General features: G+C 56.6%; 13 protein-coding genes. 11 read left to right on the top strand and 2 right to left on the bottom strand.

All coding sequences use genetic code 11. From position 1 onward, the window contains the following. The coding region (locus P2081_RS15910) for a HAMP domain-containing protein (RefSeq protein ID WP_278923845.1) at nt 1-1,684 on the bottom strand (1,684 nt) is incomplete at its 3' end. A gap of 455 nt (nt 1,685-2,139) precedes the next feature. Here P2081_RS15910 and P2081_RS15905 point away from each other — a divergent pair. The 9 genes from P2081_RS15905 to P2081_RS15865 all read left to right on the top strand — a co-directional run bounded on the left by P2081_RS15905 (nt 2,140) and on the right by P2081_RS15865 (nt 9,380). Next, nucleotides 2,140-2,427: an STAS domain-containing protein gene (locus P2081_RS15905; protein ID WP_278923844.1), complete on the top strand. Its 288-nt coding sequence runs from the start codon at nt 2,140-2,142 to the stop codon at nt 2,425-2,427. Further along, nucleotides 2,424-2,798 (top strand): response regulator, encoded by a 375-nt coding sequence (locus P2081_RS15900; protein ID WP_278923843.1) that lies wholly within the window; start codon nt 2,424-2,426, stop codon nt 2,796-2,798. Before P2081_RS15905 ends, P2081_RS15900 begins: the two co-directional genes overlap by 4 nt. Nucleotide 2,799: 1 nt before the next feature. Then, a complete protein-coding gene (locus tag P2081_RS15895; RefSeq protein ID WP_278923842.1) occupies nt 2,800-4,971 on the top strand; it encodes a chemotaxis protein CheA in 2,172 nt (723 codons plus the stop codon). Further along, complete coding sequence (locus P2081_RS15890; protein ID WP_232405273.1) at nt 4,961-5,440, top strand: chemotaxis protein CheW; 480 nt, start codon at nt 4,961-4,963, stop codon at nt 5,438-5,440. The genes P2081_RS15895 and P2081_RS15890 overlap by 11 nt, the downstream gene beginning before the upstream one ends. After that, on the top strand, nt 5,440-6,306 hold the full coding sequence (locus P2081_RS15885) for a CheR family methyltransferase (RefSeq protein WP_278923841.1): 867 nt from the start codon (nt 5,440-5,442) through the stop codon (nt 6,304-6,306). Before P2081_RS15890 ends, P2081_RS15885 begins: the two co-directional genes overlap by 1 nt. Before the next feature lie 33 nt (nt 6,307-6,339). Further along, nucleotides 6,340-6,726, top strand: coding sequence for a response regulator (locus tag P2081_RS15880; RefSeq protein WP_278923840.1), 387 nt, complete (start codon nt 6,340-6,342; stop codon nt 6,724-6,726). 2 nt (nt 6,727-6,728) lie between these two features. Continuing rightward, nucleotides 6,729-7,070: a DUF8776 family protein gene (locus tag P2081_RS15875; protein ID WP_278923839.1), complete on the top strand. Its 342-nt coding sequence runs from the start codon at nt 6,729-6,731 to the stop codon at nt 7,068-7,070. Nucleotides 7,071-7,242: 172 nt separating this feature from the next. Further along, entirely contained in the window at nt 7,243-8,697 is a 1,455-nt protein-coding gene (locus P2081_RS15870) for a caspase family protein (protein WP_278923838.1), read from the top strand. Between the two features lie 59 nt (nt 8,698-8,756). Continuing rightward, nucleotides 8,757-9,380: a hypothetical protein gene (locus P2081_RS15865; RefSeq protein WP_278923837.1), complete on the top strand. Its 624-nt coding sequence runs from the start codon at nt 8,757-8,759 to the stop codon at nt 9,378-9,380. Between the two features lie 65 nt (nt 9,381-9,445). Here P2081_RS15865 and P2081_RS15860 read toward each other — a convergent pair whose 3' ends face one another. Beyond that, nucleotides 9,446-10,285 carry a M15 family metallopeptidase gene (locus tag P2081_RS15860; protein ID WP_278923836.1) on the bottom strand — a complete coding sequence of 280 codons (840 nt, stop codon included), beginning with the start codon at nt 10,283-10,285 and terminating at the stop codon, nt 9,446-9,448. Between the two features lie 162 nt (nt 10,286-10,447). On the opposite strand from P2081_RS15860, the gene P2081_RS15855 reads away from it, so the two are divergent. Next, on the top strand, nt 10,448-11,026 hold the full coding sequence (locus P2081_RS15855; RefSeq protein ID WP_278923835.1) for an OmpA family protein: 579 nt from the start codon (nt 10,448-10,450) through the stop codon (nt 11,024-11,026). 111 nt (nt 11,027-11,137) lie between these two features. Further along, entirely contained in the window at nt 11,138-13,285 is a 2,148-nt protein-coding gene (locus P2081_RS15850) for a serine/threonine protein kinase (protein WP_278923834.1), read from the top strand. Nucleotides 13,286-13,317: the final 32 nt, after the last annotated feature.

Here is a 13,317-nt window from a genome sequence, read left to right as displayed (position 1 = left end):
CCGCGCTCTGCACCACCTCGCCGCTGATCTCTGCCTCTTTCTTGGCTGCCTCCATCGTCGCCTCGACGCTGCGCGCCCCTTCGGCGGCCGATTTGACGCTTGCGGTCAGCTCGTCCATCGCAGCGGCGGTTTCTTCCAGCGTCGCCGCCTGGCTTTCGGTACGATGCGACAGATCATCCGATGCACGGCTGATTTCGGCGGCTCCGTTGCGAATGGAACCAGAGGCCTCGATCACCTGAGAAACAGTGCCGCTAAGCGTGTCTATCGTCTGATTGTAGTTCTGGCGCAACTTCTCGTGCTCCCCCGAGAAGGCCTGTTCAATCGGTTGCGAAAAATCACCTTCGGACAGCCGCACGAGGCCGGCACTCAGGTTTTCGACAACAATCTGTTGTTGCTGCTGCAATTCGGCGCGCTGTTCTTCCGCGATTCTGGCCTGTTGCAGATCTTCCTGCATGCTGACCAAGGTTTTTCCGATCGCCCCGATTTCATCACCGCGACCTGCCTCTGGCACATCGGTATTCAGGTTACCTGAAGAGACCGCCTCCATGCTGCGGCAGATCCGGTCCAGCGGTCGAGTGATGGTGCCAGCAAAGAGCCAGCCCAGGATCGACATGACAGCAGCGCCGGCAAGGGATGCGAGCAACAGGATATTGCGATCATGCACCACAGGAGCCAGCAGCTCGTCTCTGTCTTGTTCAATACCAATCGCCCAATTGGTGCCCAACATTTGGATATGTTCAGCATAGGCGGCGACCTGCTGACCACGCAGGCCAGTTGCATCCGTGGTAAAGGTGCCGCGCTCTGCCAGGGCCTCTGTCAGGAAGGACCTGGTGGGCAGCGGATCCAGAATTGCATGGCCGCCTTCAAACCGAGAGGTAGAGCGCGCCCTGAAGTCATCCCCAACCAGGAAAACTTCGGCCGTTTCACCGATCCCTTTTGCATCATTCATAATGCCATCGATGAGACCAACCGGCATCTGTAAGATGACAACACCAACGGTTTGGCCAGAGTTCGACACGATCTTGGTGGCCACAAACGCCGAAGGCATGTCGTCGCTGGGGCCATAGGGGCGGATGTCAGAATAGATGACTTCACCTTCTGCAGCGTCCAACGCAGCCCGGAACAGATTGCCCAGATCCGAATCCTTATAGGGTCCGGTCATAAGGTTGGTGCCATAGTCGTCTTCTTTGAAAACGCTATAGACCACATCTCCAGGCATACTGATCAGGAAGGCGTCATAATACCCCTTGGCCGTCAGCAGAGTGCGAAAGGCCGGATGAAACTTGGAATGATGGATATTGTAGGGAATCGTCTGTTTCCCACGATCCAGATTATGTCGCTCGCCTGCCGGGAATGGGTTATCAGTAATATAGGCTGCGCGCGCCACATCAGAGGCCTCGGTGCCCAGATTGCTCCAGGCGGCTGAGAGCCGTTGCAGCGCCGTTGCAGTTGACGGATTTGCCGCCAGTGTCATCAGATCCGCACTGATGCCACGAAACAGCGATCCCAGCGCCGTTTTACGTCCAGCAATCAAGGATTCGAACTGATTTTCTGCCTGGTTAAAGGCGCTTTTTTGAAAATTGACGGTACTGATCGTAACGATAATAGCTGTAAGCAGCGCACCAAAGCCAACCACGAACAGTGGCAACTTGAAGGCAATCTTGAGAGATCTCAAACCCTGCATTTTTTTCTCCTGAGGCTTTACTGCGGCAATGCGCATCGGAACTAGGCCCAGACTGCAGAAGAGATGTTAATTTGCCGCTTACGCCGCTGACACAGTATTTTGAAGTTTAGCAATTTGCCCTGAATCCGCCTGATCTTGGCAAGTTTCAGGACCCTGGATCCGCCATTTTGCGCTGCTAGGCAGCAGGGCAAAACAGCCCGCGTATATACGGAGCGGCATTGCGGACGTTTTACGGAAGCGCGCGGGCATTTCATTTTAAAACACCCTCACCGCCTTCAAGAATCGGCCCGAAGACTGGGAAAACTTTAGGAAAATCAAGAATTGTCACCGGTTGCGGGGCGCACAAAACCGCTTTTCTGACATCTTACAGCAATCAATTGTTAAGCCAGACGGCCTAACTATGGAGCCATCGAATACACACATGTCACCGACAACGGGGGTGAGAATCGCGGAAGATGACCACAGAAACGCAGAAACACCTTTTGGATTTGCCAAATGCATTTGCCGAGTTGAGTCCGCTTGCGACTTTTCTGGGCGAGGCGCGTGCCGCTGCTGTCGAGATTGACTGCAGCAACGTAGCGGCAATGCCATCGCGCTGCCTACAACTGCTTCTCAGTGCCGAGCAGCAGTGGCGCTCTGAAGAATTGGGGTTCGCGGTAACCCATATTACCGAATCCTGCCGCAACTCCCTGACGCTCTTGGGTCTAGAGCCCAACCGATTTGAAGACGAGGTAACAGCATGAAAACCAAAGTATTGGCAATCGACGATTCCCGTACCATTCGAAACCTTCTTGCAGCAACTCTGGAAGAGGCTGGTTTCGAATACGTCAGCGCCGTTGACGGGCGCGAAGGCGTCGATATGTACGAAGATGTCGCTCCTGATGTGGTCATCACCGACATCAACATGCCCAACCTGGACGGATTTGGCGTCATTGAAGAGCTGCGCGGCACCGGTATCAACTCCAAGGTTCCAATCCTGGTTCTGACCACGGAAAGCGCGCCTGAAATGAAGGCCCGTGCCCGCAATGCAGGGGCAACCGGCTGGATCACCAAGCCATTTGATGATGCCTCTCTGATCTTCGCGCTGAAGCGCGTTACCGGGGCTGCGGCGTAAGATGGCCGGCTCCATTCAGGACACCTTCTTTGAGGAGTGCGAAGAACTCCTTGAAGCAACGGATGAGGGTCTGAGTGCCATCGAAGGAGGCAATCATGACCCAGAGGTAGTCAATGCCGTATTCCGCGCAGTTCACTCAATCAAGGGTGGCGCGGGCGCATTTGGCTTGGACGAGTTGGTGGCTTTTGCCCACAGATTTGAGACCGTTTTTGATGAAGTCCGTTCAAACCGGATGGAGCTTGACGAACCGCTGATCCAGCTGTTGCTGCGGTCTTGTGACCACCTGTACAACCTGGTGGCGGTTGCCCGCGATGGCGGCGAAACCGATCAGGCGCATCACGACATGCTGATCGAAGCGCTGGACAAGTATATTCCTGAAGAGGAAGAGGATCTCACGTTTGAGCCCATGGGGCTAGGCGGACCGATAGATATTGGCGCGATCGATATCCCACAGGTCCCCACGGAAGAGACCTATCAGATTCACTTCCGCCCTTTGAAGGACATGTACAGCACAGGAAACGAACCCTTTTTCCTGTTCCAGGCTCTGCAAGAGATGGGCCCGCTGGACATCGTTCTTGACGATTCTGAACTGCCTGGTTTTGACAGTCTGGATCCAGAAGAAAGCTATCTGAGCTGGAATCTGACCCTGACCACCAGCGAACCACGATCCACCGTAGAAGCCGTCTTTGAATTTGTTGAAGGCCTCTGCGAGCTGTCAATCGTAGGCGCGGGTGATGCGGATGCGGATGCCGCAGCTCTGGCTGCTTTGGACGCCGCCTTCGGGACGGCCCCTGTAGACCTTACCCCGGCAGCGGAGCCCACAGCCATGGTTGAAGAGACAGCAACACCCCCTTTTGAACAGCCGGCCCCCGTGCCGACGCCTGAAGCACAGCTGGAAGCCTCTGGCGCCAAATCTTCAGCCCCCAAAGCCGAGAGCACAAAATCAGAGCAGCGTGGGCCGAATCCGACACTGCGTGTAGATCTCGAACGGGTGGACCGGCTCATCAACGCTGTTGGGGAGCTGATTATCAACCACTCGATGCTGGCACAGCAAATTGCCAATCTCGATGTGGCCGATGTACGGGACGTTGAAACAGAACTCGAGGGCTTTAAGAATCTGGCCCGCGACATTCAGGAAGGCGTCATGTCCATCCGGGCACAGCCAGTAAAACCGTTGTTCCAACGCATGGCCCGGATCGTACGAGAAGCATCAAGTGCGACAAGCAAGACCTGCAAACTGGTGACCGAAGGCGAAAACACCGAAGTCGACAAGACAGTAATCGAACGCCTGGCAGACCCTTTGACGCATATCCTGCGTAACGCAGTCGACCATGGCATCGAAACGCCCGAAAACCGGGAAAGCGCCAATAAAAACAGGATTGGTGAAATCCGGCTGACCGCCTCACACCGGTCCGGCTCTGTCTGTATCGAAGTCAAAGATGACGGTGCAGGGGTCAACCGCCCCCGTGTGAAGCAGATTGCCATCGACAAGGGCCTGATTCCAGAAAACGCCGAACTGACGGATAGCGAGATCGACAACCTGTTGTTCCTGCCAGGGTTCTCAACAGCGAAAGAGGTCTCCAACCTCTCGGGTCGTGGGGTTGGCATGGATGTGGTCAAGAATGCGGTCACCGGGCTTGGTGGGCGGATCAACATCACCTCCACGCCGGGTAAGGGATCAACCTTTACCATCATCCTACCTCTGACCCTTGCGGTTATGGATGGCATGGTGGTTTCAGTGGCGGATCAGACCATGGTGGTTCCGATCACCTCGATTGTCGAAACAATGCGCGGCAACGACGATATGATCAACAACCTGGGCGCCGATGGCACCTTGCTGTCGATCCGCGGCAGTTTTGTTCCGATCTGTGATGTCGCCGGCGCGCTTGGCCTTCGCAAGGAAGACAATGACCGCCCCCCCGGCGTCTATCTGCTGGTAGAAACCGAAACCGGACAACGCAGCGCCCTGGCAGTGGATGACATCCACGACCAACGCCAGGTCGTCATCAAAAGCCTTGATGGTGTCTGCGGCGAAATTGCCGGCGTCGCCGCCGCAACCATCCTGGGGGACGGCAAGATCGCGATGATCCTTGATCCAGAAAGCATACTGGCAGCCTCGCCTACCACGGCAGGTGCCTTTGACACCGAGCGGAGAATGAGCAATGCAAGCTGAAGTAAAAAGTAATGACCAGGAAGTGAAGCACGCTCAGTTTAGCGAGTTTGTCAGCTTCACAGTCGCGGGGCAGGCCTTCTGTCTGAAGATCACCCAGATCCGCGAGATCCGTCGCTGGTCGCCGGTCACCATCCTGCCCCATGCGCCTTCGGACGTGTTGGGCGTGATGAACCTGCGCGGAGCAGTGATCCCGATCTATGATCTCTCGGCCCGCTTTGGTCTGGAAACCACCGAAGCCAGCGAGCGCAATGTTGTTATCGTCGTCTCTTCGGATGGCAAACCCGTTGGCCTGCTGGCCGAATCCGTCTCTGAGATCATCTCGATCGATCCTGAAGAGATCCAGGAAACACCCCCGGTCGATAGCCGCAACACGATGGAATATATCCAGGGTATCATTTCGCATGATGAAACCATGGTGCGGATCATCAACCTGGACGCGGTTATCTCTGTTCCAGAGCAGGTGCTCTAATGCTTGCTGCGGGTTCCATCGACTCCGCGACCGACGGGTTCAACCTGACGGATCAGGATTTTGAGGCAATTGCTGATTTTGCCTACAAACACTTTGGGCTGTCGATGTCGAGCAGTAAGAAACCCCTGGTTTCTGCGCGGCTCGCCCGTCAGCTGAGACAGCAGAATGTCGTCAACTTCAAAGACTACCTGGCCCGTTTGAATGGCAAGAACAGTGACGCAGAGCGCAGCAAGTTGCTGTCGCTGCTGACCACCAATGTCACTCATTTTTTCCGGGAGCCGCATCACTTTGAAACTCTGCGCAAAGATGTCCTGCCAAAGTTGATCGAACGGGCGCGAAATGGGGGACGGATCCGGATCTGGTCTGCGGGGTGCTCCAAGGGGCAGGAACCCTTTACCATGGCAATGATCGTGCACAGCATGTGCCCGGAGATCGGCAAGTATGATTTCAAAATCCTGGGAACGGATATTGACCCGCAGGTAATCAAACACGCGCAGGCCGCAATATACCCGCAGGACGAACTGGGCCAGATCCCGGCTGAATACCGCAGCCTGGTTCCCAAGATGGAACCAGATGGGCGTATGCCCGAAAATCTAAGGTCGATGATCACCTTTGGGGTGCTGAATTTGATCGAACCCTTCCCGTTTAAGGGAAAATTCGACGCAATTTTCTGCCGCAACGTGGCCATCTACTTTGATACACCGACCCAGCAGAAGGTCTGGCAAGCCTTTCAACGCTGTTTGAACCCAGGAGGGTATCTGTTTATCGGCCACTCGGAACGCATGTCCGGGCCGGCCGAGGCAAACATGAAAACTTCTGGGATCACGACCTACATCAACACTCCCCACGGAGGCGATGCTCAGTAAACGAGCAGACAAGAGCAACACGAGGAAAACATCATGAGCTTAAAAGACTCTCTACGCGTTATGGTCGTGGATGATATGTCCACAAGCCGCGGCATCATTACCCAGTGTCTGGACGAGCTTGGCATCAAGAACTACATGGTCGAAAACAACGGCCAGTCCGCCTTTCAAAAGTTGACGACGACGCCTGTGCATCTGGTTCTGTCTGACTACAACATGCCAGGCATGGATGGCCTGGGCCTGTTGCAGGCGGTGCGCACCAATCAGGTAACCCAGCGTCTTGGCTTTATTCTGGTGACAGGCAAACCAACGCCAGAAATCATCGAAGTGGGCAAAAAGCTTGGGCTGAACAATATCATCCGCAAACCTTTTACCGTTGCGACCATGAAACAGGCGATCGAACAGGTCGTCGGGCGACTGTAATCATGAATATGCAAAGCGACACCGTGCAAAGCGATACAATCTCGGGACTAAGCGCCATTTCAGCACGTGAAATGCGGCAGCTCTATTCCAAGGTGCAAAACCTAGAGGACGTGGTCCACGATATCTTTGATCGTGGCACCAAACCGACCCGCCAGGAAACGCAGTCGTTGCAGGACTTTGATTTGGTGCTGCAAACGCTGGCAGGAATGGCCACGTTCTATGAACAGGTCGAAACCCAAGTATTAGACACAGGCGCAGCAGATCTGCAGGCGGCAACCGAAACGGTTACGCTGCAGAAACTGCGGGACCGCCTGAGCGAAATTGGGAACTTTATTCCCTCATAAGGGGAAAGATCCAGAAAAACCGATCAAAGCCGCTTAAGCCTATTGCTTGAGCGGCTTTTTTCCCTTTCTTTGCAGCGACAACGCGTTAGATTACCAGTAAGGCGCGTTTTGTCTCTGTATTGGTATTGGTATGGCTGGTTTTTTAAAAATCCTGGCGGCAGCAGTCTGCCTTATGCTTCCCCAAATGGGCGAGGCCGGGCGCGATAGGATCGCACTGGTGATTGGCATGGCCGACTATCAGTATCTGCCGCCGTTGAAAAACACGCACAATGACGCCAGCGGAATGGCCCAAAGTCTGGAAGGTATCGGCTTTGACGTGACCCTGGCGCTGGATGCCACGGCGCAGGACATGACCCGCCTGCTTGAAGATTTTGCCTTTCGCTCCGAAGTGGCCGATCTGGCGCTGGTCTATTATGCTGGGCATGGCATCGAGGTACAGGGGGAAAACTTCCTCATTCCGGTGGATGCCGAGGTCACCAACAATCGTGATGTGCAGCGTCAGTCCGCCTCGTTGAAACAACTGCTGGCGGCGGTGGACCGGGCGCGCAAGATGCGTATCGTCATCTTGGACAGCTGCCGCGACAACCCGCTTGGGGATGCCATTGCACTGGATCAGCTTGCCGAAGCCACCGACACCGTAGAAGACACCCGCAGCAGTGGCGGCGGTGGCATGGCCGCGGTGGATCCTGAGCGCGGCACCCTGGTGGCCTTTGCTGCGCGGGATGGCCAGGTGGCGCTGGACGGCACCGGAAACAACAGCCCCTACGCCCAGGCACTGATGCAGAAAATGGTACAGCCCGGGCTGGAGATCAGCCTGATGTTTCGCCAGGTACGTGACCTTGTTCTGGAAAAAACAGGAAATCTGCAAGAACCCCATACCTACGGGTCGTTGACAGGGGTGCCCTTCTATTTGGCCTCAGCAAGCAATGGTGAGGCCCTGCCGGCAGGCACCTCTGAGTCTTGGTCAGCAATCAAACCAGATCAGGAAGAACAGCTTCTGGCCCTAGCCGAACTGGGCGACACCCGCTCCATGCTGGGCCTGGCCTATATGCGGCTCAACCCCAATGCGGGGCAATTTGACCCGGCGGCCGCCGTGGCCTTTCTGGAACGGGCGGCGGCTGCCGGCGCGCCTGAGGCCCAGTTCGAATTGGCAAAGCTATATGAACGCGGCACCGGTGTGGCGGCTGATCCACAAAAAGCGCTGCAGTTATATCAGGCGGCAGCCCGCCAGAATTTCGCTGATGCAATTAATGATCTGGGCTTCCTGCACCATCAGGGCGGCCTTGGTCTGCCTGCCAATCCACAAAAAGCCTATGGCTTCTTTCAACGTGCCGCAGAACTGCGCCATCCGCAGGCACAGTTCAATTTTGCGGCCCTGATCGACGATGGCCTGGTTCCAGACAAGGGTCCGAAGGATGCGGCCCGGTTCCTCTATGCGGCCCTGCGCACGGGCAGCAGCGATGTGCTCGACCTGCTGAGCAAACGCCCCAACATGTTCACATTGGCAACCCGCCGGGCCTTGCAGAGCGAGCTGAGAGCGCATGAATTCTATCAAGGCTCAATTGATGGTGATTTTGGCCCCGGCACCCAACGCGGTATCCGCCGGGCCTATGGGTTGGAAGACTAAGTCACCCAAAAAGTGGGCAATGCAGCAATATTTGCAGTAATAAGTGAAAGGTTTTCTTCATGTTACGTTGTCTCAGAACGACCCTTGTCACAGCTCTTATTCTTGGGCTTGGCCTATTTTCACCACTGGCGGCGCAGGAAACCGATGACTCCAGTTCTGACACCAGTGATTATGGGGGATATGCAGATTACGACAGCGAAGAGGAAAGCGCCGGCAGCCCCTCTGGCAGATCTCCGACCACGCGGGTCAGCTCTGTGCCGCAGATTGCCAGCCGGTTGGGGCAGGCCCCGGCGCTTTGCAATGGCAGCGCAGGGTTCGTGGTCGATTGCCTCGCAGAGCGGCTGGAAGCCGTCGTGGCTGATGCCGCCCAGATGGGCGGTCATGAAGAAATGAAGCAAATCCTGAGCGACACCGCAAAAGAGTTACGCCAGCTGGCCCGCGACAATTCCGACCCGGCCCAACCCCGGGCACGGCTGCGCAGCGCTGATGGGCAATATTCCTCAAGGCCCTTGGTTTCCATCGCCCCAGAGAAGCGCGCCAGCAGCTACCAGCAGGCCCTCGTCATCCTCGAAGAAGCCGAGACACGATTGCTGCGCTCCTCCACCCAGTCGGCGGCACGCGCCAGCCAATATCAGCAGTTGGCCCAGGCGCTGGGATCAAACAAAGTCCTGCTCCGCTCCTAGTCTCCCGCGCAGAGTGCGCCATTCCTGTTGCGGGCCTGTTGCGGATTGGAACCGCACAGGTCCTGCTACAGCAGGCCTTCGCTCATCCAGCTCTCCAACTGGCGGCGGCTGATTTCGAAATGCATGCTGTCTTCGCGGCGAAATCCGGCCCCCCAGACCCAGCCCTCATCAAAGAAAAAATCCGCCATGATGGTCAAGCCCAACTGGGTTTTGCCATCGGTGAAATTGTCCAGTTGGCCATCAATATTCAGATCCACCGCCAGGCCATAACTATGGGTTGAAAGCGAATTTGTGGTACCCCGGATACGCCGCACACAGAGCGCCCCTGCAGTATTGATCCGATTATAGAGGTCTGGATCGGCCTTGCGAATGTTTTCAAACACCACCTTCAGGCTCTCGATGGCGGGGCGCAACATGCTGACCCGGATGGGGCCAACCTGCTCTGTCACCAGCTTTGCCTTCAGATCAGGGTTGGTCATGGGTTGGCAGGTGTCACTCAGGCTTTCGCGCGGACGGCCCAACCGCTCTGTCAGGTAGCGCCCGCCAGTCACCTGTAGCCCACGATTGACATTGACCCGATCGGCAATCAGCACAACCTGGGCATAGTCCAGATCGGCCCCTTCGGTCTGATCCCAGATTTCACGTTCGGCCTCGGCAGAGGAAGCCTCTGGCGCCATCTGGCCGCTGCCATCCAGCGGCAAACGTGTCACCTCGGTCTGCAGATCACTCAGCCGTAGTTGCAAATCCTCGATCTGTTGCCGCAGCATTTCGATTTCAATTCGCGCGGTGGAGTCAACAGCCGCGCCCTGGAAATCTTCCTCCGAAAGCAGCCATTTCAGGCCCATCCAGACCGCAGGTGCCAACAGCAGCCCCAGACAGATAATAATCGCCGGTAAAACCCGCATAACATCCTCTACTCAATACCAACCTCATTCAAGAACGGTAGCCACGGCGAGTAAAGCCTTTTGTCGCCCCCGCGACGATCTTATCCCCGCCGCCCCATTGGCAGAACCGATCCTGTGGTATAGACTTTTTCGTGAGTTGTTTTTCAGTATAGGGGGCACGTTATGGTCCGCATTAAGTTTGGTATTGCCTGTCTCTGTTCCGCCCTGCTTTTTCAGGTCTCCCTGGCGCAGGCACAAGACAGCAATCAGGAACTCTCTGTCGAAGAGATCACCAAAGCCTTTGAACAGCAAAAAACCCGAGGTCTGGTGATCGTACCCAGTGGGGCCGACACGGCCGCGGCAGCTGACACCCAGGAAACCGCGACCGTGGCCGCCGCAAGCGACGAATACACGCCAGTTGAACGGCAGTCGCAAATCAATGTGCAGATCTCTTTTGATTTTGACAGCGCTGCCCTGCGCGCCGATCAGCAGCCCAAGCTGGCCAATATGTGCGCCTCGATGAAGGCGATGGAGGGCACGGTTTTTCAGATCATCGGCCATACCGACAGTTCTGGCTCGGCGCCCTATAACGAACGGCTGTCGCTACTGCGCGCCAAAGAAGTCCGCCGCTATCTGGTCAGCACCTGCGGCGTTGCCGAAAACATGCTGCGCGCCATCGGCATGGGCGAAACAGCCCCCTATAATGCCAATGATCCGCGCGCGGATGAAAACCGCCGGGTAGAATTCCAGGCTCTGGGCTAACCCGGTGCTTTTCCCCATGGCCGCACCGGGGCCTGCACAATCAGGCGGATCTGTTGTGCCCCTGTGCAATGTCCCGCTGCAATCAGTGCCAGCCGATAAGGGCCAAGGCGCATGATAAGCTCTCGGCCAAGTGACATGTTCCAGCCCGGCGATTTGCTGAACAATACATATCGCATTGAGATGCTGTTGGGCCGGGGCGGCACCTCGGACGTCTATAAGGCGCGCTCGGAAATCTCCGGCAACCTTGTCGCCATCAAGGTGCTCAAGCATGAGCTTTCCGGCAACGAAGACTTTACCGTCTTGATGGCCCGCGAAGAAAACATCCGCGAAATCCGGCACGACGCGGTGGTGCGCTATTCCGAAAATCACCGCACACCCGACGGCCATATCTATCTGTTGATGGACTATGTCGATGGACCCGGTCTGGACAAAAAGCTGAAACAGGGGCCAATGGAGGCCGCAGATCTCTTGGTGATTTGTCGCCGTGTCGCCGAAGGCCTGAAGGCGGCCCATGCCCGAAATATCGTGCATCGCGATCTTAGCCCAGACAATATCATCCTGCGCGACGGCGATCCGGCGCAGGCGGTTATCATTGATTTTGGCATCGCCAAAGACACCAAGCCCGGCGCAGAAACCATTGTTGGCAATGAATTTGCAGGGAAATATTCCTACGCGGCGCCAGAACAGATGGCGGGGCAGACCGATGCGCGGGCCGATGTCTACGCGCTTGGCGCATTGCTCTTGGCCAATTTCCGCGGCGCCGCCCCGTCGCTGGGTGCCAATCCGATGGAGGTGGTTGAAAACAAACAAAAACCACTGAATACAGAGGGGCTGCCCGAACCATTTCAACGGCTTATTCAGCGGATGTGCGACCCCAATCCAGACACCCGCCTGGGCAGCGCAGCCGAGGTATTATCCTTTCTGGACAATCTGAACGACCCGCAAGCGCCCGAGCCAGCTCCTTTGCAAGAGGAGGCCACGATCATTGTGCCGTCGGTTGCCCCAAATCCGGCGGAAAAGCGCGACAGCAAGCCAACCCCGGCCAAAACCAGCCGTAGCAAGACGCCGATCCTGGCTGGGCTGGTGGGCCTTGTGCTGGTCGTTGCAACCCTTGGCGCCTATTTCAGCGGTGCTTTGGACAGCGTCTTGGGGCCAACTTATCCGCGGGCAGATCCCTTCACGCTGATTGTCGAAAAACCAGAATCCGGGCAAACGCGCGCCATTGGCAACATGCCCTCGCAGGATAGCAGTGATGCCCTGGCGGCCTTGGTCGAACAGGCTGATCTGACCCTCGCGCAGGGGGACATTTCCGACACTTGGGGCGACGACATCCTGGCCATGGTCGCGCCGATGATGGACGTACAGAACTGGCGTCTTGCGGTTAGCAACAATCAGGCAAAACTCAGCGGTGTTACCACCGATCCAGAGCTGGCAGCGCGGCTGAATGCCCTGTTCAAGGAAGGACTGCCCGGTGGCATGACCGGACGGGCAGAAATCACCTATCGGCTGCCGGTTCTCCCAATCGCACAGGTGCGCGGACTGGTCGGCGGCTTTGAAGACTGCGGCCCGCTTCGGGTTACGGGGGGGACCTCCGGAGGCGGTTTTGCCCCTGATGACACAGTCAAAATCACTGGCACCCTTGCCAAACCAGCGACCCGTGTGCAGCTGTTTGACAGCCTGCGCAAAATGGTCGGCACGCGCGAAATTGCCCTGGACACCGAGGTATTGAATCCAGCCCTTTGCGTGGTAGAGACAGCCCTGCCCAAGGCCCCGACAGGCGATCTAGAAGTTGCCTTTCAGGTCGGTGGCGACGGCAGCCCCAATCCCTCGGGCCGCTTCTTTGTCGGGGAAAACCCAGTGATTGATGTGGTAATTCCAGCCACAATGACCAGCGGTTATCTGACTGTGTCTATTTTGGATGTATCCGGGAATGTCTTTCATTTGCTGCCCAATATTTCTCGCCAGGGCAATGCAATTGCCGATCTGCGCGCAGGTGCTGCCGGGCCAGTGCCGGTGCGGGTGGCCTATAGTCTGGCAGATTCCGCAGAGAACGGCGGCCTGGCCTTTCGGGTCGATGACAGCACCCTGGGCAAAAGCCGGATATTGATGCTGCACTCCACAGAACCGCTCTTTGCCGGCCTGCGACCCACGTCTGAAAGCGCGGTGGGCTTCGCCGAATCCCTGAAAGAGAACAGTATTAAGGACGAAGGGCTGATCCTGTCACTGGATTCCAGAATACTGGAAACCGCCCTGCCCTAGGTTCCGTTCGGTGGTATTTCCTATCCGCCTAA

Origin of the sequence: Pseudophaeobacter profundi (genome assembly GCF_029697505.1) — a bacterium.
Lineage (GTDB): Bacteria > Pseudomonadota > Alphaproteobacteria > Rhodobacterales > Rhodobacteraceae > Pseudophaeobacter > Pseudophaeobacter profundi.
Note: the sequence above shows the minus strand (reverse complement) of the source record. Positions and strands in the feature narration are given on the sequence as shown.